General features: G+C 61.3%; 21 protein-coding genes. 18 read left to right on the plus strand and 3 right to left on the minus strand.

Annotation, left to right across the window (positions count from 1 at the left end):
- The first annotated feature begins 218 nt into the window (after positions 1-218).
- The 6 genes from AC1DMK_RS05440 (at position 219) to AC1DMK_RS05465 (ending at position 6,406) form a co-directional block, all read left to right on the plus strand.
- Positions 219-1,484, plus strand: coding sequence for an ABC transporter substrate-binding protein (locus AC1DMK_RS05440; protein ID WP_477857583.1), 1,266 nt, complete (start codon positions 219-221; stop codon positions 1,482-1,484).
- 88 nt (positions 1,485-1,572) lie between these two features.
- A complete protein-coding gene (locus AC1DMK_RS05445; protein WP_477857585.1) occupies positions 1,573-2,559 on the plus strand; it encodes a carbohydrate ABC transporter permease in 987 nt (328 codons plus the stop codon).
- Positions 2,559-3,389, plus strand: a complete 831-nt coding sequence (locus AC1DMK_RS05450) for a carbohydrate ABC transporter permease (RefSeq protein WP_037058493.1) — start codon at positions 2,559-2,561, stop codon at positions 3,387-3,389. Before AC1DMK_RS05445 ends, AC1DMK_RS05450 begins: the two co-directional genes overlap by 1 nt.
- Before the next feature lie 12 nt (positions 3,390-3,401).
- The gene (locus AC1DMK_RS05455) at positions 3,402-4,430 is read left to right on the plus strand and encodes an ABC transporter ATP-binding protein (RefSeq protein ID WP_477857587.1); all 1,029 of its coding nucleotides are present in this window, start codon (positions 3,402-3,404) and stop codon (positions 4,428-4,430) included.
- Between the two features lie 70 nt (positions 4,431-4,500).
- A complete protein-coding gene (locus AC1DMK_RS05460) occupies positions 4,501-5,286 on the plus strand; it encodes a ThuA domain-containing protein (protein WP_037058495.1) in 786 nt (261 codons plus the stop codon).
- Between the two features lie 13 nt (positions 5,287-5,299).
- Entirely contained in the window at positions 5,300-6,406 is a 1,107-nt protein-coding gene (locus tag AC1DMK_RS05465; protein WP_477857589.1) for a Gfo/Idh/MocA family protein, read from the plus strand.
- A 277-nt stretch (positions 6,407-6,683) separates the two neighbouring features.
- On the opposite strand, the gene AC1DMK_RS05470 is transcribed toward AC1DMK_RS05465, so the two are convergent.
- Both AC1DMK_RS05470 and AC1DMK_RS05475 read right to left on the minus strand, forming a co-directional pair.
- Positions 6,684-7,847, minus strand: coding sequence for an aminotransferase (locus AC1DMK_RS05470; RefSeq protein ID WP_477857590.1), 1,164 nt, complete (start codon positions 7,845-7,847; stop codon positions 6,684-6,686).
- 104 nt (positions 7,848-7,951) lie between these two features.
- Entirely contained in the window at positions 7,952-8,599 is a 648-nt protein-coding gene (locus AC1DMK_RS05475) for a Crp/Fnr family transcriptional regulator (RefSeq protein WP_477857710.1), read from the minus strand.
- Between the two features lie 342 nt (positions 8,600-8,941).
- Between AC1DMK_RS05475 and AC1DMK_RS05480 the strand changes: the two genes are divergently transcribed.
- The 9 genes from AC1DMK_RS05480 (at position 8,942) to AC1DMK_RS05520 (ending at position 18,473) form a co-directional block, all read left to right on the plus strand.
- Positions 8,942-9,520 carry a GbsR/MarR family transcriptional regulator gene (locus AC1DMK_RS05480; protein WP_037058499.1) on the plus strand — a complete coding sequence of 193 codons (579 nt, stop codon included), beginning with the start codon at positions 8,942-8,944 and terminating at the stop codon, positions 9,518-9,520.
- A 4-nt stretch (positions 9,521-9,524) separates the two neighbouring features.
- On the plus strand, positions 9,525-11,219 hold the full coding sequence (cydD, locus tag AC1DMK_RS05485; RefSeq protein WP_477857592.1) for a thiol reductant ABC exporter subunit CydD: 1,695 nt from the start codon (positions 9,525-9,527) through the stop codon (positions 11,217-11,219).
- Positions 11,216-12,907 (plus strand): thiol reductant ABC exporter subunit CydC, encoded by a 1,692-nt coding sequence (gene cydC / locus AC1DMK_RS05490; RefSeq protein WP_477857594.1) that lies wholly within the window; start codon positions 11,216-11,218, stop codon positions 12,905-12,907. Before cydD ends, cydC begins: the two co-directional genes overlap by 4 nt.
- Before the next feature lie 77 nt (positions 12,908-12,984).
- Positions 12,985-14,565, plus strand: coding sequence for a cytochrome ubiquinol oxidase subunit I (locus AC1DMK_RS05495; protein ID WP_037058502.1), 1,581 nt, complete (start codon positions 12,985-12,987; stop codon positions 14,563-14,565).
- 5 nt (positions 14,566-14,570) lie between these two features.
- Positions 14,571-15,725 carry a cytochrome d ubiquinol oxidase subunit II gene (gene cydB / locus AC1DMK_RS05500; protein WP_477857596.1) on the plus strand — a complete coding sequence of 385 codons (1,155 nt, stop codon included), beginning with the start codon at positions 14,571-14,573 and terminating at the stop codon, positions 15,723-15,725.
- A gap of 12 nt (positions 15,726-15,737) precedes the next feature.
- Positions 15,738-15,848 (plus strand): cytochrome bd-I oxidase subunit CydX, encoded by a 111-nt coding sequence (cydX, locus tag AC1DMK_RS05505; protein WP_037058505.1) that lies wholly within the window; start codon positions 15,738-15,740, stop codon positions 15,846-15,848.
- A 172-nt stretch (positions 15,849-16,020) separates the two neighbouring features.
- On the plus strand, positions 16,021-17,361 hold the full coding sequence (locus AC1DMK_RS05510; protein WP_477857599.1) for an FAD-binding oxidoreductase: 1,341 nt from the start codon (positions 16,021-16,023) through the stop codon (positions 17,359-17,361).
- Between the two features lie 139 nt (positions 17,362-17,500).
- Positions 17,501-18,097 carry a DJ-1/PfpI family protein gene (locus tag AC1DMK_RS05515; protein WP_037058508.1) on the plus strand — a complete coding sequence of 199 codons (597 nt, stop codon included), beginning with the start codon at positions 17,501-17,503 and terminating at the stop codon, positions 18,095-18,097.
- A 25-nt stretch (positions 18,098-18,122) separates the two neighbouring features.
- Complete coding sequence (locus tag AC1DMK_RS05520) at positions 18,123-18,473, plus strand: ribbon-helix-helix domain-containing protein (RefSeq protein WP_037058510.1); 351 nt, start codon at positions 18,123-18,125, stop codon at positions 18,471-18,473.
- Positions 18,474-18,485: 12 nt separating this feature from the next.
- Here AC1DMK_RS05520 and AC1DMK_RS05525 read toward each other — a convergent pair whose 3' ends face one another.
- Positions 18,486-18,974: a GAF domain-containing protein gene (locus AC1DMK_RS05525; RefSeq protein ID WP_477857600.1), complete on the minus strand. Its 489-nt coding sequence runs from the start codon at positions 18,972-18,974 to the stop codon at positions 18,486-18,488.
- 375 nt (positions 18,975-19,349) lie between these two features.
- Between AC1DMK_RS05525 and AC1DMK_RS05530 the strand changes: the two genes are divergently transcribed.
- The 3 genes from AC1DMK_RS05530 (at position 19,350) to AC1DMK_RS05540 (ending at position 21,184) form a co-directional block, all read left to right on the plus strand.
- Entirely contained in the window at positions 19,350-19,610 is a 261-nt protein-coding gene (locus tag AC1DMK_RS05530) for an RNA-binding protein (protein ID WP_037058514.1), read from the plus strand.
- A gap of 20 nt (positions 19,611-19,630) precedes the next feature.
- Entirely contained in the window at positions 19,631-20,113 is a 483-nt protein-coding gene (locus AC1DMK_RS05535; protein ID WP_477857602.1) for an NUDIX hydrolase, read from the plus strand.
- A 129-nt stretch (positions 20,114-20,242) separates the two neighbouring features.
- Positions 20,243-21,184 (plus strand): DMT family transporter, encoded by a 942-nt coding sequence (locus AC1DMK_RS05540; RefSeq protein ID WP_477857603.1) that lies wholly within the window; start codon positions 20,243-20,245, stop codon positions 21,182-21,184.
- Positions 21,185-21,196 lie beyond the last annotated feature (12 nt).

Consider the following 21,196-nt stretch of genomic DNA (forward strand, 5'->3'; position numbering starts at 1 on the left):
ATTTCAATTTTATTTATTGCTCGTACTGAACCAACGGCAGGCCGTCCACAGGCAGAAACAAGACCATCTACATGTTTTTGTTTCGATTAACATGGGTTCTCGATGCATTCCATCGCTGTTTTCGTTGCCCACTTGACACCATATCGCCCTTCTGACAATTTTTTCCAGCCAAACCGATTTCAATTCTCAAGTCATTTGGTTCTTTTTGGGAGGAAGATATGAAGTTTCGTTTCACTGCGGTCGCCGTTGCGGCCGCTCTTTTCGGCATTGCGCAGCCATCCTTCGCAGCCGACATCAGCATTTCGGCAAGCTCGACCGGCAAGAACCTGGACCTCTTGCGCAAACAGCTTGACGCCTTCGAGAAGGAGACCGGCAACAAGGTCAGCATCGTGACCATGCCGTCGTCGTCCACCGAACAGTTCTCGCAATATCGCCTGTGGCTTGCAGCCGGAAACCAGGATGTCGACGTCTACCAGACCGACGTCATCTGGGCGCCGCAGCTGGCCGAACAGTTCCTCGATCTGAAGGATGCCGCCAAGGATGTCGTGGGCAATTTCTTCCCCTCGATCATCGCCTCGCAGACGGTCAACGACCGTCTGGTCGCATTGCCGCTCTACACCGACGCTCCGGCCTTCTTCTATCGTAAGGATCTGCTCGATAAATACGGCAAGCAGCCGCCCAAGACCTGGGACGAAATGGCGGTAACCGCCAAGGAGATTCAGGAGAAGGAACGCGCAGCCGGCCAGAAGGATCTCTGGGGTTACGTCTTCCAGGGCAATGCCTATGAAGGCCTCACCTGCGATGCGCTGGAATGGATCAAGTCCTCTGGCGGCGGCCAGATCGTTGAGACCGACGGCTCGATATCCATCAACAACGAAAAGGCCGCAGCCGCCATCGAGCGCGCCAAGAGCTGGGTCGGAACCATTTCTCCGTCCGGCGTACTCGCCTATCAGGAAGAAGAGTCCCGCGGCGTCTGGCAGACCGGGAACGCCATCTTCATGCGCAACTGGCCTTACGCCTATGCACTGGGCAATGGCGCCGACAGCGCCGTCAAGGGCAAGTTCGACGTGACCACGCTGCCGGTTGCCGCTGAAGGCGACCAGCCCTCCTCGACGCTCGGCGGCTGGAACCTCGCCGTCTCCAAATATTCCAAGAGCCCTGATGCCGCCGTTGCCCTGGTGAAATTCCTTACCTCCAAGGAAAGCCAGAAGCAGCGCGCCATCGAGCTTTCCAACCTGCCGACCCTGCAGGCTCTCTACGACGACAAGGACGTTGCTGCAGCCCAGCCGTTCATGCCGAACTGGAAGCCGATCTTCCAAAACGCCGTGCCGCGCCCCTCGGCGACGACCAAGGTCAAGTACAACGAGGTCTCCTCCAAGTTCTGGACTGCGGTACACAACACCCTCTCGGGCAGCGGAACGGCGAGCGAAAACCTCGAGCTTCTGGAAGCAGAACTGACAACGCTCAAGGGCGACAGCTGGTGACAGATCGAACCGGCAGCGGCGGCCTCCGCCGCTGCCGTCGCCGACATGCCACTACCCCACATCGCCTCCAGAAGCGGGTATCTCACTCATGACTGAAGCCGCAGTCTCTCAACCCCTCGGGTCGCAGGTCCGCGCCACCAGACGATTTTCGCAATTGCGCTCGGAGCGCGTCCGGTCGGCCTGGATATTCCTGGCGCCGACGCTGTTCATTCTGGCCGTCGTTGCCGGATGGCCGCTCTTCAGAACCATCTATTTCAGCTTCACCAATGCATCGCTGACCAGCCTCGGCGACGCTCAATTCGTAGGCTTCAAGAACTACCTTTCCTGGGTCACGCTGAAGAGCGGCCGCACCGTCTACAGCGGCCTTCTCGCCGACCCCGCATGGTGGGGCGCCGTCTCGAACACGCTCAAGTTCACCGTCTTCTCGGTCGCTATCGAAACCACCCTCGGCCTGATCGTGGCTCTGGTGCTGAACGCCCAGTTCCCGGGGCGCGGGATCGTCCGCGCCGCGATCCTCATTCCCTGGGCTATCCCGACCATCGTTTCCGCCAAGATGTGGGCGTGGATGCTCAACGACCAGTTCGGCATCCTGAACGACATCCTGCTGGGCCTTGGCCTGATCAGCCAGAAGATCGCCTGGACGGCCAATCCGGACACGGCCATGATTGCAGTGCTGATCGTCGACATTTGGAAGACGACGCCGTTCATGGCGCTGCTCATTCTCGCCGGCCTCCAGATGGTTCCGGCCGATATTTATGAGGCGGCCAAGATCGATGGCGTCAATCCCATCAAGGTCTTCTGGCGCCTGACCCTGCCGCTGGTCCGYCCGGCCATCATGGTCGCCGTCATTTTCCGCATGCTCGACGCCATGCGCATCTTCGACCTGATCTACGTGCTGACGCCCAACAATGCCAAGACCAAGACGATGTCTGTCATGGCGCGCGAAAACCTGTTTGATTTCGACAAGTTCGCCTATGGCGCAACCGCCTCAACTGTCCTCTTCCTGATCATCGCGACCGTGACCGTGCTCTATATCTGGCTTGGCCGTGTCAATCTTGGCGGAGGCGAACGCTGATGCTCCTCACTGCCACAAAGAACACGTTGTTCTACCTCCTCGTCGGCGCCATCGTGATCATCGCCATCTTCCCCTTCTACTACGCGATCCTGACGAGCTTCAAAGCCGGCACCGAGCTGTTTACCGTCAACTACTGGCCGACATCGATCTCGTTCACCAACTATGCGAGCGTGCTGACGACGGGCAGCTTTATCCGCAGCCTCGGCAATTCGCTGCTGATCGCCTGCGTCGTGGTCGCAGCGTCGCTGCTTCTTGCCGTCACCGCATCCTTTGCGCTGGCTCGCGTGCATTTCCGCGGCCGGGCTCTGCTGATGCTGACGATCCTCTCGGTGTCGATGTTCCCGCAAATCGCCGTGCTGGCAGGCCTCTTCGAGCTCATTCGCTGGATCGGCATCTTCAACACGCCGTTTGCGCTGATCTTCTCCTACATGATCTTCACCCTGCCTTTCACCGTCTGGGTGCTGACCACCTTCATGCGGGATCTGCCCATCGAAATCGAAGAAGCGGCGATCGTAGACGGCGCGTCCCCCTGGGTCATTATCACGCAGGTCTTCATGCCCTTGATGTGGCCCGCTTTGGTCACGACGGGCCTGCTGGCCTTCATTACGGCCTGGAATGAATTCCTTTTCGCCCTAACATTCACCTCTTCGGATGCGCAGCGAACGGTGCCGGTCGCGATCGCCCTGCTGTCGGGCGGGAGCCAGTTTGAAATCCCCTGGGGCAACATCATGGCGGCATCCGTCATCGTCACGGTGCCTGTCGTTGTCCTGGTCCTGATATTCCAGCGTCGCATCATTTCCGGGCTGACAGCCGGTGGCGTCAAAGGTTGAAGAAAGCAAGATATGGCACAGATTCGACTCGATAATATCCGCAAGAGCTTCGGCGCGTTCGAAGTGATCAAGGGCGTGACCATGGACATTCGCAAGGGAGAGTTCATGGTCTTCGTCGGCCCCTCCGGCTGCGGCAAGTCAACGCTCCTGCGCCTGATCTCAGGGTTGGAGGACATAAGCTCCGGCACGCTCTCCTTCGACGGCGAAGCGGTCAATCACACCGCTCCCTCCAAGCGCGGCATCGCTATGGTCTTCCAGTCCTATGCGCTCTACCCGCATATGAGCGTCTTCGAGAACATGGCCTTCGGCATGAAGCTCGCAGGGCAAACGAAAGACGAGCGCAAGATCCGTGTCGAGCAGGCAGCCAACATGTTGCAGCTCTCGCCCTATCTCGCGCGCCTGCCCCGCCAGCTCTCGGGCGGGCAGCGCCAACGCGTCGCCATCGGCCGCGCCATCGTGCGCGACCCCAAGGTCTTCCTGTTCGACGAACCGCTGTCGAACCTCGACGCAGCGCTGCGTGTCGCGACACGCCTGGAAATCGCCAAGCTCCATCGCAGCATGCACGGCACGACGATGATCTATGTCACCCACGATCAGGTCGAAGCGATGACGCTGGCCGACCGGATTTGCGTGTTGCGCGACGGTGTCGTCGAACAGATCGGCACGCCGCTCGAACTCTACGAGACGCCGAATTCGGTGTTCGTCGCTGGCTTCATCGGCTCGCCGAAGATGAATTTCCTCGCCGGCTCGTTCTCTGCTCCCTACGACGCGCACACGATCGGCGTGCGCGCCGAGCACATCGAGGTCGTCCAGCGCACGCCTGCATGGAGCGGAACGGTTATCCACTCCGAAATCCTCGGCTCGGACAGTTTCGTCTATATCGATATCGGCTCCGGCGAACCACTTGTCGTCCGGCAAATCGGGGTGTCCAGCCATCAACCCGGCCAGACGCTGGGGGTAGCACCCATCGACAGCCGCATTCACCGTTTCGATCAATCCGGCCGCGCGCTTGAAAGGACGCACCTTAAAGGCGCTGCCTGACACCCACCCAATCCACCGATCGGCCAGCTTCCCACCGGCTGATCAAACATCCGCATGAAGGAGTAACGACTTGTCCATTCGCACCATCGTCTGGGGTGAGAACATCCACGAAACCACCAATGCCATCGTTCGGGGCATCTATCCCGACGGCATGCACACAACCATCGCCAACGCGCTGAACACCGATCCGGCGATCAAGGCGACGACCGCGACGCTTCAGGAGCCCGAGCACGGCCTGACCGAGATCCGCCTGGCCGAGACCGACGTCCTGACCTGGTGGGGTCACAAGGACCACGGCGCCGTTTCCGACGACGTTGTCGAACGCGTCGCCAAGCGCGTCTGGGAAGGCATGGGGCTTCTCGTGCTGCATTCCGGCCATTTCTCGAAGGTCTTCAAGCGCCTGATGGGCACTCCGTGCGCGCTCAAGTGGCGCGAGGCCGGAGAGCGAGAGCGCCTGTGGACCATCAACCCGCGCCACCCGATTGCAGCAGGCATCGACGAGAACTTCGTGCTGGAAAACGAGGAAATGTACGGCGAGCAGTTCTCAGTACCGGAGCCGCTCGAAACGGTGTTCATCTCCTGGTTCCAGGGTGGCGAGGTCTTCCGTTCGGGGCTGACCTGGCGCCGTGGCGCCGGCAACATTTTCTACTTCCGGCCTGGCCATGAGACCTATCCGACCTATCATGATGCGAACGTCCAGAAGGTGCTCATCAACGCCGTGAAATGGGCCTATAACCCGCAAGGCGATCTGAAGAGCATCACCGATGCCCCGAACGTTCCGGTCGAGAAGGCACATGAGCCGATCGTCGAACGCGGCCCGAGACTGCATCAGGCCGGCGAAGCCGGTTACCGCTGAGGAGCATGAGCAAATGCGTCTACTCGTTCTTGGAACAGGCGTTATGGCCAACAACCAGGTTGCCAACTTCCTCGCCATCGATGGCGTGGAAGTGGTCGGCGCCGTCGACACGGATCAGGCTCGCCTCAATGAATTTGCCGATCACTTTCACATCGAAAAGCGTTTCCGCACGCTTGAGGAAGCGATCGCCTGGGGCGAATTCGATGCCGCGACCAACGTCACGCCCGACCGCATCCATCATGCGACCAGCCTGGCTCTGATCGCTGCCGGCAAGCATGTGTTCTGTGAAAAGCCGCTTGCGGAAAACTACGCGGAGGCACTGGAGATGACGGAAGCGGCGGAGACCGCCGGCGTCATCAACATGGTCAACCTCACCTACCGCAACGTCGCACCGCTGCAGCGTGCCCGTGAAATGGTACTGGCCGGCGAACTCGGCACGATCCGCCACGTCGAAGCGTCCTACCTGCAAAGCTGGCTGGTTTCGCGCGCCTGGGGCGACTGGCGTACGGAATCGCGCTGGCTGTGGCGCCTGTCGACCGGTCACGGCTCGAACGGCGTGCTCGGCGACGTCGGTATCCACATCCTCGACTTCGCAGCTTATGGCGCCGCGACCGATATCGACCATGTCTTTGCCCGGCTCAAGACATTCAACAAGGCACCGGGCGGCCAGATCGGCGAATATCTGCTCGACGCCAACGACAGCTTCACCATGTCGGTCGACTTCACCAACGGGGCACTCGGCGTCATCCACGCCACCCGTTGGGCGACCGGCCACCTCAACGAACTGAAGCTGCGCATCTATGGCGAAAAGGGCAGCCTGGAAGTCGTGCATCGCCCCGATGGCTCGGATCTGCGCGGCTGCTTCGGCGAGGACATCGAAACGGCCACCTGGCGCGACATCGACGTTCCCGCCGTGCTGACCAACTACCAGCGTTTCGCCGAGGCGGTCAGAACCGGAAAGCAGGACGACCCGACCTTCCGCCACGCCGCGAACCTGCAAAAGGTCATCGACCTCGCGATCGTATCGGAGAAGGAACGGCGGGAACTCAATCTGCTGGCTGCTCAGGAACAGGAAAGCCCACAGGACAAGCGCATACCGCCGCTGACGATCGTGGTTTAGAGCACGAGGGACTGCCAAGGCTTTTCAAAACCCTGCTACGGCGATGGTCTGCTTTGGCGCCCTCGTCTCTGTCCTCGCCACAGAGATACAGCGCGTTCAAGTCCTTGAACGCCAAAGACTCTTCCCACGGCGCAAACGCGCCGTGGCTGGATTCCTGTCACAAGGACTGCAACGAGGAAAGGCCCGGAGACCTCATTTGTCAGATCGGACATTGCATCACCGCAGGCCATGTCTTCTCCGGAGCGAATCTATCAAAACCAGCAGATCTTGAGACGGGTCACCCCAGCCGCTCGGCCAGCCGCCCGATCGAGGCCGCGTCGGCATTCGCGAATGCGAGCCGAAGATAGCGGTCTTGCCCTTCCCCGAAGTAGCTTCCGGGCAGGCAGACGACGCCGGCCTCCTTCGCAAGCCTTTCTGCCACAGCCGATGAACTCAGCGCTTCGAATGGATGGCGGATGAAGGCAAAATAGGCGCCAATGGCACCGATCTCCCAGCCAGCCAATCCAGCCATGACCGATGTCAGCGCATCCGCGCGCCGTGCGATCTCCAGCCGGTTGCTGGCGCGCCAGTCCGCCAGAATGGGCATCGCTTCGGCAACGGCAACCTGTGCCGCCCGCGGCGCGCAGATCTGCATATTGTCCATGACCTTGGTAATCTCGGCGATGACGTTTACGCCGGCCGTGATCGCGCCGAGCCGGTGGCCGGGAATGCAGAAGGACTTCGAGAAACTGTAAAGCAGGATGAGCGTGTCTGCCCAGCCTGGGATCGCCAGCAGCGCGTGCGGCGCGCCGTAGCCATCCGGCAGAAAGTCGCGATAGGTCTCGTCGACGATCAGCCAGGCGCCATGGTTCCGGCAAAGGACAAACAGCTCATGGAGCAGCGCCGGTGGATAGATCGCTCCGGTCGGATTGTTTGGCGTCACGATCGCAAGCGCCTTCGCGCCGCCTGCCAGGGCCCTTTCGGCGGAACGAACATCCGGCAGGAAGCCGTTCTCGGCGTCGCACTCGATCAGCACGCGCTTGATGCCAAGCATCGACAGCGTTGTTTCCTGGTTGAAATAGAAGGGATTTGTCAGCGCAACGGTATCGCCCGAACCCGCAAGCGCAATCGCCGCCGACATGAAGGCCTGATTGCAACCGGCCGTGATGTGGACATTTTCCGCCGACACCGGCGCGTCATAAAGCGCCGACATGTGCTGCGCATAAGCCCCGCGCAGCACGCCCTCACCCTCGATCGGTCCGTAGCCCGTGTTTTTTGGCGACGCCGCCGCGGCTCCGAGCAGTCGCAGCATCTCGGGATGCGCGGGATAACCGGGCACAGCCTGCGAAAGATCGACCAGCGGCCCCTTGCCTCCCCCGTATTCGCGCGCCCACGCGAGAACGGAAGGAATCGGCGGGGGAGACAGTCGGGAAACGAGCTGGTTGGCTTGCGCAGCGGGCATGAACGATCTCTTCTGGAGTAGTGGAAGCAAGATGGAAGCCAGCACTCCTGCACAAAATGGGTGGCCTCGGCAACACGCATTCGATCGGCGTCCCGCGCATCCCGTCAGGATCCGCAGCAAGCCCTGAGCTTTGAAAGCCGCGGCACCTCGATATGCCTGTTGGCAACAATTGAGACGATCCCGTCGGTCTTGAGCCTGGATAGCTGGCGCGACACCGTCTCAATCGTCAACCCCAGAAAGTCGGCAATATCGGCGCGCGATAGAGGCAAGTCGAAACGGCGGCTATCGCCTTGCGCCTCGGGGTCGAGGTGAGTTGCGATGAGCAACAGGAAGCTTGCGACTTTTTCGGCTGCCGTCTTTCGTCCGAGCGTGACCATCCACTCTCGCGCCTCGTCGAGCTCGCGCAACGTCTGCGCCATCAGCCGCTCAGCGAGAGCCGGATTGCTCTTCACCATCCGCTCGAGAGCTGCCTTCGGAACGCGACAGAGGTTCACATGTGACGCCGCCTCGGCCGAGACCGCATTTTCTTCGGCATTGAGCCGCCCGAGAAAGTCCGGAGCGAATTGCAGGCCGACGATCTGCTGGCGGCCGTCTTCGAGCGTCTTCGTCAGCTTCACCACGCCGCGAATGACTGTGGCGTAGGATTCGGCCGGCGTCTTCTCGCCCGCCAGTTCCTCGCCGGCATCGTGATTGACGAGCCGCGTGTGCGCCGACAGTGCCAAAAGCTCGTCTGCGTTGAGCGCGCCGCACATACCCTTGTGGCGAACCTCGCAGCTTACGCAACGTACTGGTATGTTTGAGTTATGTATGTCTTTGCGCATCAAATCAGCTCCTCGCAAAGCATAGACTACCGCTGCTGCCGGAGAACAGCGTTTTCTTGATCAAGATCAAAGTGCGTGCGTTCGCGCTTGGCTATTCCTCACCCAAAAGGCCCCCGCCATGAACGCCGAGATCATCGCCCACTACGCCGCTCCAGTGCCCCCGCTACCGCAACGCCACATTGCCGCAGCCAACACTTGCCGATTGTCCTCAGCACAGACGCAGCTATAGTAATTTCAGAAATTTCTGAAATTACAGACATAACGGAAAACACAATGAACCTCCCGCCGCTTGTTCAATCCTTTGTCCTGCATTTCGGCGAAATGGGTTCGCGGTGGGGCATCAACCGCACCGTCGGGCAGATCTACGCCCTGCTCTACGTCTCGCCGTCCCCGCTTTGCGCGGAAGAGATCGCCGATTCGCTGGGCATCTCGCGTTCCAACGTGTCGATGAGCCTGCGCGAACTGCAGACGTGGAACCTCGTGCTTCTGAAGCACAGGCCGGACGACCGTCGCGATTTCTTCACCACGCCTGACGACGTCTGGCTGATTCTGCGGACGCTGGCAGAGGAACGCAAGAAGCGGGAGGTCGATCCTACCCTTTCTGTTCTTCGCGAGATCCTCATGCAACGACCGGTAAGCGAGGCCGAACGCCATGCGCAGGAGCGCATGAGTGAGATGCATGCCCTGATTGAACAGCTAACGCACTGGTATGAAGACGTAAAACAGCTTGAAACTGAACGGCTTGCGACGTTACTCTCGCTGGGAGCGAAAGTGACGAAGCTGTTGGAGGCCAAGGACCGCGTCGTTTCGCTCGGCCGCAGCCGCCGGCCCAATCCTGCGAACAAGAGTTAGCGCCATGACGCGTGCTTACTTCGACGCAAATGGAAAGCAGGCTTCTGGCGAGCCGGGCAGATCCGTGCGCAAGCCTTCCGGCTTAAGAAAGGCCGCAGCTGTCCAGACGCTTGCCGCGCTATTATGGATTCCGCAGGCAGCATGTCTTTCCATTGCCGTCGGGCGCCTGGCAAACGGCGGCACGGTCGGTAGCGTTCTCTGGCCGGCCGCCTTCATTGCCCTCCTCGGCATCGCAAAAAGCTGTCTCGATGCGGCTGGCGGCCGCATCGCCTTTCGGGCGGCCCGCACCGAACTCACCATCCGCCGGGCAGCAGCCGTCGCAGCGTTGGCGCGGCGCTCGCCGGTGGACGCCACGCGCGCTGCCTCCGGGCAGGCGGCCAGCATACTGGGCGAGCAGGCCGAACTGATCGTCCCCTATCTGTCCCGCTTTCAGCCCGGCCGTCTCAAGGCGAGCGCGGTGCCGCTGGTGATCCTGGCCTGCATCCTCCCCTTTTCATGGGTCGCCGCATCGGTGCTCCTGATCGCGATGCCGCTCATTCCCGTCTTCATGGCACTCATCGGATGGAGCGCCCAGACCGCCAGCGAGAAGCAGCTCGCGGCAACCGGCAGCCTCAACGGCTTTCTGCTCGATCGCCTGCGCGGGCTCGCGACCATCCGCTCACTCGACGCCGTCGATGCCACGGCTATCAAACTGAGAGCCGATGCTCAGTTGCTCAAGACCCGGACGATGGCAGTCTTGAGGATCGCCTTCCTGTCGTCGGCCGTTCTCGAACTCTTTGCGGCGCTCGGCGTCGCGATGGTCGCGGTCTATGTCGGCTTTTCGCTGCTTGGCGAGATCCGCTTCGGCGCGTGGGCAACCGGCCTCGATCTGACGAGCGGCCTCTTCGTCCTGCTGCTTGCACCTGCCTTCTTCGAGCCGCTGCGCGAACTGTCCGCCATCTGGCACGACCGCGCCGCCGGCGAGGCCGCCCTCAACGCCCTCGACGCCCTGAGCGAGGAGGGCATGATGCTCGCCGCGATGCCCCATCCCCCGGTCACAGGAGCCGGCGCCAGCGACCTGAGGCTCGAAAACGTGAGCTTCCGCTATGGCGGGCAAGCCCCGCTCGCCATCGACGCTTTCGATCTTCATATCGGCGCCGGCGAACACGTTGCGCTTCTCGGCGCCAGCGGTTCCGGCAAGTCGACGTTGCTCGCCCTGATGGCCGGCCTTGCACCCTGCGAAAGCGGCAGTATCACGCTCGGCAGCGAGGCCGCCACGACAACCGCGCGACAGACGATTGCCTGGATCGGCCAAAAACCGCACATCTTCGCAGGGACGATCGCGCAGAACGTGGCGCTCGGCCGGCCGGAGGTTTCGCTGCGCAAGGCTGCTGAGGCCCTCGACTTTGCCAGACTTGGCACGGTCGCGTCCGCCTACGGCCACCGGCCCCTTGGGGAAAGCGGCATTGGACTGTCCGGCGGAGAAGCGCTGCGCCTCGCCATTGCCCGCGCGGCAGCCAACCCCGACATCGGCATCATCCTCGCCGACGAGCCGACAGCCCACCTCGACGCAAGGACGGCCAGCGAAATCACCGAACGCCTGCTTGCCCTTGCAAGCGGCCGGACACTTGTCGTGGCAACCCACGATCCGCGCCTTGCCGCGCGTATGAGCCGGACCGTAAACCTGGACGCGGAAACAGCGCGGGAGGCTGCGGAATGAGTATATCGCCTTCCCATCTGAAGCCCGTAATCAACCTGTTTTTCTCCAACCAGCGGCGCGGCCTTCTCATCGGCGCGGCCCTTGCGGCGACCACGGTTGCCTCGGGCATAGCGCTGCTCGGCCTCTCCGGCTGGTTCATCACCGCGAGCGCGATCGCCGGAATATCCACAACAACAGCCGTCACCTTCGATGTCTTCGCGCCCTCGGCCGGCATCCGTCTCCTCGCCCTCGGGCGCACAGCTGCACGATATGGCGAGCGTCTGACGACGCATGACGCGACGCTCGGCGTGCTTGCGAGCTTGCGCGAACGACTTTTCCGCGGCTGGGCTCAGGCCGGTGCGGCAACAGACCTGATGCGCCGTCCGGCGCGCCTGCTCTTCCGCCTCACCAGCGACATTGATGCGCTGGACTCTCTCTATCTCAGGGTCCTCGTGCCGGCTGGTGTCGCCGTTGTTGCGGCATTGGGGACGAGCATCGCCCTTGGCCTCATGCATCCCCTGTTCGGACTGCTGGCCGGTCTTTGGCTGCTGGCCGCCGGCCTCGGTATCCCGCTGTTGGCTGGCCGTCGGGCTGCCAAGCATGCCCGCCGCCGAACCCACGGCATCGAGGCGTTGCGCGCGCGGATGATCGATCTCGTCGCCGGCCAGACAGATCTGCTGATGGCCGGACGATTGCACGCCCAGCGTTGCGCCATCGCCGCGGCCGATCGATACGCAGCCGATGCAGACGATCACCTCAATCGCATCGAATCCGGCGTCACCATCGGTTTCGGCTTCGCCTCTACGGCGCTACTGACGGGTTCGTTGCTCGCCGTCGCAGCACTTTGCGGATCCGGCGCGATCACTCCGCCGGTTGCAGCACTCGGCGTCCTGATTGCATTTGCCGCCGTCGAGCCCTTCGGTGCGCTGCGCCGCGGCGCCATGGAGCTCGGCCGCACGCTTCTGGCGGCCAGCCGCATCGCGCCACGCCTCTCGATCGATGCGGCGACCTATCGAAACGCTATGCCGGGCTCTGGCTTTGCAGCGCAGCTTGCTAGCGTCAGCGCGCGGTATGAAGCCTCTGGCAGACTGGCCGCCGGAGAGGTCACGCTGGACCTCGCAGACGGTGAACGGCTGGCATTGGTTGGAGACAGCGGCGCCGGCAAATCAACGCTGCTTGCCCTTCTTGCGGCCGAAATGCAGCCGGTCGAGGGGACCGTTTCAAGCCTGCCGACCACGCTGCTGACGCAACGCACGGAACTCTTCCAGGATACGCTTCGCGGCAACCTCCAGCTGGCAAAGCCTGACGCCACCGATGACGAGCTTTACGCCGCGCTAGATGCAGCCGGTCTGGCCTGCGATGTAGCGCCCCTGCCGCTCGGCCTCGACACGCCGCTTGGCGAAGGCGGCATGGGCCTGTCCGGCGGCCAGGCGCGCCGCCTCGCGCTCGCCAGACTGTTCCTGCGCGACACGCCGCTATGGCTGCTGGATGAACCGACAGAAGGCCTCGATGGCGCCGTTGCGCGCGATGTGATGAACCGACTTGCAGGCAAGGCAGATGGCCGCTCGCTCGTGATCGCCACACATATCCGCCGGGAGGCAGCGATCGCCGACCTGATTGCCGTCCTCGAAGGCGGCCAGATCAAGGAAGTTTCACGCCGTGGAGAGGCGGCGTTCGAAAGGGCTCTGAACCGGCTGAGACCGGACTGAGCCACAACAGCACAACCGCCACGCAATCCGGCATGGCGGAAAACTCTTCGTACCCGTGGGGCCGTGGGAGAAAGACAATGGAACTAGACATAGTCGCGCTATCGCGCTTCCAATTCGCGTTGACTGCGCTTTATCACTTTTTGTTCGTGCCGCTGACGCTCGGCCTGTCCGTGCTGCTTGCGATCATGGAAACGGTCTACGTCATGACGGGTCGTCACATCTGGCGGCAGATGACGAAATTCTGGGGCATACTGTTCGGCATCAACTTTGCAATCGGGGTCGCCACCGGCATCGTCATGGAGTTCCAGTTCGGCATGAACTGGAGTTACTACAGCTATTATGTCGGCGATATCTTCGGTGCGCCGCTGGCGATAGAAGGGCTGATGGCCTTTTTCCTCGAGGCGACGTTCGTCGGCCTGTTCTTCTTCGGTTGGGACAAGCTGTCCAAGGTCGGCCATCTCGTTGCGACCTGGTGCGTAGCGATCGGCTCCAACTTCTCGGCGCTCTGGATCCTGATCGCCAACGGCTGGATGCAGAACCCCGTCGGTTCGGCGCTCAATCCGCAAACCATGCGCATGGAGATCACCAGCTTCTTCGACGTGGTCTTCAACCCCGTCGCCCAGGCGAAGTTCGTCCACACCGTGTCGGCGGGCTATGTCTGCGCATCGATCTTCGTTCTCGGCGTCTCGGCCTGGTACCTGTTGAAGGGACGGCATATCGAAATCGCCAAGCGGTCGATGACAGTTGCCGCATCCTTCGGCCTCGCCTCCGCACTCTCGGTCGTCGTGCTCGGGGATGAAAGCGGTTACCTCGCAACAGAGAACCAGAAGATGAAGCTCGCTGCGATCGAGGCGATGTGGAAGACGGAACCGGCGCCGGCAGCGTTCACGGCCTTCGGCTTCCCGGATCAGCAAGCGCGAGAAACGCATTTCGCAGTCCACATTCCGTGGGTCATGGGCTTGATTGGTACACGTTCGCTGACGACCGAAATTCCGGGCATCGACAAGCTTGAACAACAGGCCGAAGCGCGCATCCGCGACGGCATCAAAGCCTACGATGCGCTGATGCAGATCCGCTCCGCGCCTGCCCAGGATCAGGTCGCCCAGCAAGTCCGCAGCTCCTTCGAGGAACTCGGCCATGAGCTTGGCTATGCACTCCTTTTGAAGCGCTACGTCGATGACCCGCGCCAGGCGACGGACGAACAGATCGTCCAGGCGGCACGTGACACGATCCCGCATGTGCCGACCCTCTTCTGGTCGTTCCGCATCATGGTCGGCCTCGGCATGTTCTTCATATTGCTGACGGCGACTTTTTTCTGGCTTTCCGCGCGGCGGCATCTCGACAAGTATCCGCTGCTCCTGAAAATCGCCGTTCTCGCGATCCCGCTTCCATGGATTGCCATCGAGGCAGGCTGGATCGTTGCCGAGATCGGCCGCCAGCCCTGGGTCATCGAAGGGGTGCTGCCTACCGCATTGGCGGTCTCCAGCCTCGGCGCCAGCACGGTTCTGCTGACCATCGTCGGCTTTGCCGCCCTCTACACGGTGCTGATCGTGATCGAGATGACCCTGATGATCCGCGCCATCAAGAAGGGACCGGCACCAGACGACGAGCCGGAAGCCGAGCGCATTTCTGAAACCCTTGTTCCGGCTGCGGAGTAATCGCTATGATCCTGCACGAACTCATAGACTACGAAACACTGCGCGTGATCTGGTGGCTGCTTGTGGGCGTGCTGCTGATCGCCTTTGCCGCCACCGACGGTTTCGATCTCGGCGTCGGCACGCTGCTCCCCTTCGTCGCCAAGACGGACACGGAGCGGCGCGTCGCCATCAACACGATCGGCCCCGTCTGGGAAGGAAACCAGGTCTGGCTCATCCTCGGCGGCGGCGCCATCTTCGCCGCCTGGCCGCCGCTTTATGCCGTCTCGTTCTCCGGCTTCTACCTCGCAATGTTCGCGATCCTTTTCGCGCTCATCCTGCGGCCGGTCGGCTTCAAGTACCGCTCGAAGCGCGAGAGCCCCCGCTGGCGCAACAACTGGGACTGGGCGTTGTTCATCGGCGGCTTCGTGCCGTCGCTGATCTTCGGCGTCGCCGTCGGCAACGTCCTGCAGGGCGTGCCCTTCCGCTTCGATCCAGCCGACATGCGGATCTTCTACGAAGGGACGTTCTTCGGCCTGCTCAATCCCTATGCCCTGCTCTGCGGCCTGCTGTCGGTCGCCATGCTGATCATGCATGGCGCCTCGTGGCTGGTTCTCAAGGCAAGCGGCCCGGTTGCCGAGCGTGCAAGGAGCTACGGCAGCATCGCAGCGCTTGCCGTCATCGCACTGTTCGCTGTCGGCGGCATCTTCCTGGCGCTTGGTGTCCACGGCTATAGCATCACCAGCGACGTCAACCCGGCCGGACCCTCCAATCCGCTGCTGAAGACAGCGTCGCACGACGGCTCGTGGCTGGCGAACTACGCAACCTATCCCTGGATGATGATCGCACCGATCCTCGGTTTCCTCGGTGCAGCAGCAGCGTTCATATGCATGCGGGCCAAGCTGGAAGTCACGACAATGCTCTTCAGCAAGCTGTCGATCTTCGGGATCATCTCGACCGTGGGCCTTTCGATGTTCCCGTTCATCCTCCCCTCCTCGCTCGATCCCAACTCGAGCCTGACGGTGTGGGATGCATCTTCAAGCCACCTGACCCTGTTCATCATGCTGGTGGTATCGGCGATCTTCCTGCCGATCATCTTTGCCTACACCGCCTGGGTCTACAAGGTGCTCTGGGGCAAAGTCGACGAGCAGACCGTCAACGACAAAAGCGGCCACGCTTACTGAAGGAGAACGACGATGTGGTATTTCGCATGGATCCTCGGGCTGCCTCTGGCCGCCGCCTTCGCCGTCCTCAACGCCATGTGGTACGAGCTGATGGACGATGAAGCCAAGAAAAAGAAGCGATAGTCGCTGCTTCTCTTCTGTCGAGAATTGTTGGGATGCGCTCGATGCAGAGCGTATCCCTTTTTCTTAGGCGGACCGTGTCCGTCCCTGTGGCTCGGCGCAGCCGCCAATTTACGCGCCATCTGGAATGGCACGTGTGTTATAAGGATGACGCAACTCTCGGAGGGGGGCGCATATGTCCGGTTTATTGCTGAGGGAGCTTTCTGCAGCTGGATTCCACTGCCCGGTGATCACGTCAGGTCATCGAGATTATGATCGCAATCGCAGAGTGTGGAACGGGGTCGCCGATCGCAGGCCGGCTGCAATTGTCCGCCCTGGAAGTCTGGAGGATGTTCGAAGGGCTGTAACGGTTGCGGCTACGGCCAAGGCCTTGCTCGCGGTACGCGGCGGTGGTCACAGCCTGCCAGGCCTGTCGACATGCGATGACGGGCTCGTGCTCGACCTGTCGCAACTCAATGCCATTGCAATCGACCGCGACGCGCAAACAGTCGAGGTGGGAGGAGGAGCATTGCTTGGCGACCTCGATCGCGCAACGGTTCCCCATGGCTATGTCACGCCAGCAGGCGTGATTTCCCACACGGGTGTGGGCGGGTTGACACTTGGCGGCGGAATGGGTTGGGCCAGCAGGAAATACGGGCTGACCATCGACAGCCTGCTGGGTGCGGAGATCGTCACCGCCGATGGCAGCGTCCTCTGGGTGGATAAAGCGTCCGATCCCGAGCTCTTTTGGGGCATTCGTGGCGGAGGCGGAAACTTCGGCGTCGTAACCCGCTTCAAGTTCAGGATACATCGGCTCGGCCCCGTCACCGTCGGCCGGTGGGACTATCCTGTGTCAAAAGCGGGACAGGCCCTTCCGAAACTGCGTGATCTTGCGCGCGACCAACCGCGTGAATTTACGGTCTCCTTCACGGCGTCGGCGCCCTGTCTCAGCGTAACGGCCGTTTGGCTGGGCGACGACAGACTTGCCCAGTCGGCATTGGCTCCATTCGGAGAACTGGCGGGACCAGGCTCTGGCAGCATGGGACGCATGCCGTATCTCCAGCTGCAAAGCCGGCACGACGAGGATTTCGCCTGGTCGCGCCGCTACTACGCAAAAGGAGGCTTCTGGCGCGAAGTGAGCGACGATGCGATCGAGCATATCGGCAAAGCGATTGCCGACGCGCCCACGCGGGACTGCGAGATTTACGTGTTGCAGCTCGGCGGAGCCATCTCAGACATCGCAGATGCGACGACGGCTTACACCGGAAGAGGCGCCGGCTATTATTGGCTTTCCGAGCCGATCTGGGACAATGCCGCCGATGATGACGTCTGTATCGGCTGGGGCCGGACGGCCGCCAAGTGGCTGTCCGATCCGTCGATAGAAGGAAATTACGTCAACGAGCAGGCCGATGCGGGCGAGAGTGTAGCCCTTGACGCCTACGGATCGGTCAAATACCGGCGGCTGGCCAGCCTCAAATCGCGCCTCGACCCGCACAATCTGTTCCGCCTCAATCAGAATATCGGACCGTCGGCGTGACCTCCCGGTCCGTGCGGCGCGTCACGTCACAGCGGCCCCGTCCCGGCCGAGAAGCGGAATTTTGAGTGTAGTATTCCTTTAGTACCCGCGCATGCCGGCACCTTGCTAAGGTCACGGGGTTGTTCTGGGAGGAAAACATATGCCGGCTTCGAAAATTCTCATGATTACAGGTGATTTCACGGAAGACTACGAGACGATGGTGCCGTTCCAGACATTGCTTGCCTGCGGTCACACCGTGCATGCCGTCTGTCCGGGCAAAAACGCCGGCGAAACCATCGCAACTGCCATCCACGATTTCGAAGGCGACCAGACCTATTCGGAAAAGCGAGGCCATAACTTCGCGTTGAACGCCACCTTTTCGAGCATCCGCGCCGAAGACTACGATGCGCTGGTGATCCCGGGCGGTCGGGCGCCGGAATACCTCCGCCTCAATCCTGATGTCATCAAGGCCGTGCGCCATTTCTTCGAGACAGGAAAGCCGGTGGCGGCGATATGCCATGGGGCACAGCTGCTGGCTGCTGCTGGCGTTCTCAAGGGACGTACCTGCTCGGCCTATCCGGCATGCCGGCCCGAAGTCGAGCTTGCCGGCGGCATCTATGCCGACATCGCCATCAGCGACGCCGTCTCAGATGGCAACCTTGTCACGGCTCCGGCCTGGCCCGCCCATCCCTCGTGGCTGCGGCAGTTCATGACTGTGCTTGACGCAGCGTCCCTGCTAGAAACGAACGCCGCCTGAGGAGACGGGCAAAGGGAGGGAAGAGATGTGCGAGCTGTTCATCAAGGCGGACGCAAAGCTCTGGGAGAGCACGACGCGTTCGCTGCGCATCGACGGCATGGTCACGAGCGTTCGTCTGGAGAACTTCTTCTGGTCGAAGCTTGAGGAAATCGCCCGCCGCGACCGCATGAACGTGACGCAACTGATCACCCGGCTGCATCACGAATCGATCGACGCGGGCCACGATCTCGGAAACTTCACCTCGTTTTTGAGAGTGTGCTGCGCCCGCTATCTCGCCCTCCAGCTGTCCGGAGACATCCCATCTGATGTCACCCAGCCGATCGCCGGCCTAAACGCTCCGGCGATCCTCGTGCGGGAGCGGCAAAAGTATCACTGAACGCACACGAGCTTAGTAGCTGGCCTCGATGAAAATCCTGGCCAGCGCCTCGATCCCGGCCTGATCGTCTGTATCGAAACGCGAGACGATCGGGCTGTCGAGGTCGATCACTCCCAGGATCTTGTCGTCATGGCGGAGTGGCACGACCAGCTCGGAACGGGAGGCGGCATCGCAGGCGATATGCCCTGGAAACGCGTGAACATCGTCGACGAGAATGGAAATTCCCTTCTCGACGGCGGTCCCGCAGACGCCGCGACCGACGGCGATGCGCACACAGGCGGTTCGCCCCTGGAACGGCCCCAAGACGAGTTCGTCCTTCGACTTCAGAAAGTAAAAACCCGCCCAGTTCAAATCGGGCATCATCTCGAAAATCAGTGCCGAGGTGTTTGCAGCATTGGCGATCACATCGCTTTCGCCATGAAGCAGGCCCTTCAATTGCTGGCTCAGTTCCCGGTAGAATTCCACCTTGTCGGCCTGATCAATCTTCGCCGTTTGAAACATGTGGGGCGCTGCTCGTTTTCGTTTCTGAGTGGCTCTCATATAGTGAGGCCTGCATGTCTTGCCAATCGGGCCAGCATGCCGAAATCATCGCCGATTGCAGCTATCGCGATCTTGTCGGACTGCGATCGAACCATATTTACCCTAGCGGCAACTTTTCGATCGTAGGGCCTGTAAAGACGGTGGGCGGATACTCGCCGCACGTTTGCAGACAGTGGGCGGCAAGCGAAGCCAAGTCCGCTCGGCAGCGCCGGACGTGTCTGTCGATTGACGCGTCAATGGCGCCCGACCTCGTCTCAACGGTTAACCGACCACCGGCCGCTGCTTCCTGTGAGAGGCTAGAATAGAAACATTGATTTTCAGACCGAGGTAAGGACAATGACACCGGAAGATAGACAGGCGGTCTTCAGCCACCGTCAGATTGCAGCAATCATCAAGGGCATCACGCTGGAGGACGGCACAGACGCGCCGATCACGGGAAAATCGCTCGGCGAGGCGATCCTTTTTGTCTCCGAGGAAGCCGCGACCAATGCGGCGAGCGCCCATATCGTTTACGGCGCCAACGAGTCGTTGAGCTATACCGACTGCCTCAGCATATATCGCGACTACGGAGCAGCACTCCGCCGTGGCTCGAACTGAAGGTTCAGACGAGGATCGACATGGCGAAACGAAGTGCTGGTCTGCTGATCTACCGGCGCCGCGAAACCGACGATGAAGTACTGCTCGTGCACCCAGGCGGGCCTTACTGGGCGAAAAAGGACGACGGTTGCTGGTCGATCCCCAAGGGGCTTGTCAACGAGCACGAGCATGAGCTGGCTGCTGCCATACGCGAAACCAAAGAAGAGATCGGCGTCGACATCGATGGGGCCTTCGCCGCTCTTGGCTCGTACAGGCAACCCGGCGGCAAGACCGTTGTCGCCTGGGCAGTCGAGGCCGACGTCGACGTAAGTGCGATCACCAGCAACAGCTTTAGCATCGAATGGCCACCCCATTCGGGCATGATGCAGGTGTTTCCCGAGGTCGATCGTGCGAAATGGTTCGGGGTGATAGACGCCGAAGCCAAAATTCTGGCCGGTCAGCGTCCCATTCTGCTGGACTTCACAAGGCATATCGCCTCACAGACCGGGGCGGACCGGAGGTGACGCTGCTCAATTCTGGGCAGTGTGTCCGACGCCCGCGATTGTGCATGGCAGCTATTCGCATTGCGCGCTCGCTTTGCCGGGCTCGCTGAGCCACTTTGCCGAAGCGATCCTCCAAATGATTCTGGCCTCATGACAGTTATTAACTCGCCGGTACGCGGTGTTATCATTGCGTTTTCCGCCTACGCCGTGTTTGCGTTCAGCGACGCGTCGATCAAGGTTTTGCACGGCGGCGTGCCTGCCTACCAGATTGCCTTCATCGGCGCCCTGTTCGGTACCGCAGCCCTTCCCTTCATCAAGGCCAAGGATGATTCCTGGTTTGACGTTGTTCGCTCGTCGAACCGTTGGCTCTGGCTGCTACGCTTCGTTTGCGGCGCGGTGGGAGCGATCGCCTCGATCATCACCTTCACCCTGCTGCCGATGGCGGAAGCCTTCTGTCTGCTGTTTCTCCTGCCGTCCTTCGTCACGATTCTGTCGGTTATTTTCCTGAAGGAAGACGTCCGGTGGCAACGATGGGCCGCTGTTATCGTCGGCTTTGCGGGCGTTCTGGTCGTCCTGCGTCCCGGCTTCCGGGAATTGTCGGTCGGTCATCTCGCAGCCGCGATCGGCGGCCTGACTGCGGCAATTTCAATCGTCGTCCTCAGAAAGATGGGACCCGCAGAAAAGCGCCTGTCACTCTATGGAGCCGCACTTCTCGGCACATTGATCGTCAGCGGTCTTCTGATGCTTTCGCAGGTTGTCGTTCCAACGCCGCACCAATGGCTTTTCCTTGCCAGCTACGGCCTGCTCGGCGCCGCCGGAAACGTCCTGCTGATGACTGCGGCGCGCTTGGCACCTGCAAATCTCGTTGCGCCGCCGCAATATAGCCAGATGCTCTGGGCGATCGCCTTCGGCTATCTGATCTTCGACGACACGATCGATCTGCCAATGGCAGGCGGCATCATCCTGATCATCTGCTCGGGCCTGTTGACGCTGGCGCGCGAACGCAAGCGCGGCACCCCGCTGCCAAGAGCCGTCGTTTCCACCGACAACCAGGCACCACTCGCGACGTCGGTCGAACCTGACGGGGATTAGGTCGAACCGGCG

The sequence above is a fragment of the Rhizobium sp. 05L419 genome (genome assembly GCF_056397845.1).

Coding starts and splice junctions, on each gene's coding strand:
- AC1DMK_RS05475 (WP_477857710.1), bottom strand. CDS start 8,599: ATGTGCGGCGCGCTCAACGCAGACGAGCTTTTGGCACTGTCGGCGCAC.
- AC1DMK_RS05450 (WP_037058493.1), top strand. CDS start 2,559: ATGCTCCTCACTGCCACAAAGAACACGTTGTTCTACCTCCTCGTCGGC.
- AC1DMK_RS05455 (WP_477857587.1), top strand. CDS start 3,402: ATGGCACAGATTCGACTCGATAATATCCGCAAGAGCTTCGGCGCGTTC.
- AC1DMK_RS05465 (WP_477857589.1), top strand. CDS start 5,300: ATGCGTCTACTCGTTCTTGGAACAGGCGTTATGGCCAACAACCAGGTT.
- AC1DMK_RS05480 (WP_037058499.1), top strand. CDS start 8,942: ATGAACCTCCCGCCGCTTGTTCAATCCTTTGTCCTGCATTTCGGCGAA.
- cydD (WP_477857592.1), top strand. CDS start 9,525: ATGACGCGTGCTTACTTCGACGCAAATGGAAAGCAGGCTTCTGGCGAG.
- AC1DMK_RS05470 (WP_477857590.1), bottom strand. CDS start 7,847: ATGCCCGCTGCGCAAGCCAACCAGCTCGTTTCCCGACTGTCTCCCCCG.
- AC1DMK_RS05495 (WP_037058502.1), top strand. CDS start 12,985: ATGGAACTAGACATAGTCGCGCTATCGCGCTTCCAATTCGCGTTGACT.
- AC1DMK_RS05520 (WP_037058510.1), top strand. CDS start 18,123: ATGTGCGAGCTGTTCATCAAGGCGGACGCAAAGCTCTGGGAGAGCACG.
- cydC (WP_477857594.1), top strand. CDS start 11,216: ATGAGTATATCGCCTTCCCATCTGAAGCCCGTAATCAACCTGTTTTTC.
- AC1DMK_RS05535 (WP_477857602.1), top strand. CDS start 19,631: ATGGCGAAACGAAGTGCTGGTCTGCTGATCTACCGGCGCCGCGAAACC.
- cydX (WP_037058505.1), top strand. CDS start 15,738: ATGTGGTATTTCGCATGGATCCTCGGGCTGCCTCTGGCCGCCGCCTTC.
- AC1DMK_RS05530 (WP_037058514.1), top strand. CDS start 19,350: ATGACACCGGAAGATAGACAGGCGGTCTTCAGCCACCGTCAGATTGCA.
- AC1DMK_RS05510 (WP_477857599.1), top strand. CDS start 16,021: ATGTCCGGTTTATTGCTGAGGGAGCTTTCTGCAGCTGGATTCCACTGC.
- AC1DMK_RS05525 (WP_477857600.1), bottom strand. CDS start 18,974: ATGTTTCAAACGGCGAAGATTGATCAGGCCGACAAGGTGGAATTCTAC.
- AC1DMK_RS05440 (WP_477857583.1), top strand. CDS start 219: ATGAAGTTTCGTTTCACTGCGGTCGCCGTTGCGGCCGCTCTTTTCGGC.
- AC1DMK_RS05540 (WP_477857603.1), top strand. CDS start 20,243: ATGACAGTTATTAACTCGCCGGTACGCGGTGTTATCATTGCGTTTTCC.
- cydB (WP_477857596.1), top strand. CDS start 14,571: ATGATCCTGCACGAACTCATAGACTACGAAACACTGCGCGTGATCTGG.
- AC1DMK_RS05515 (WP_037058508.1), top strand. CDS start 17,501: ATGCCGGCTTCGAAAATTCTCATGATTACAGGTGATTTCACGGAAGAC.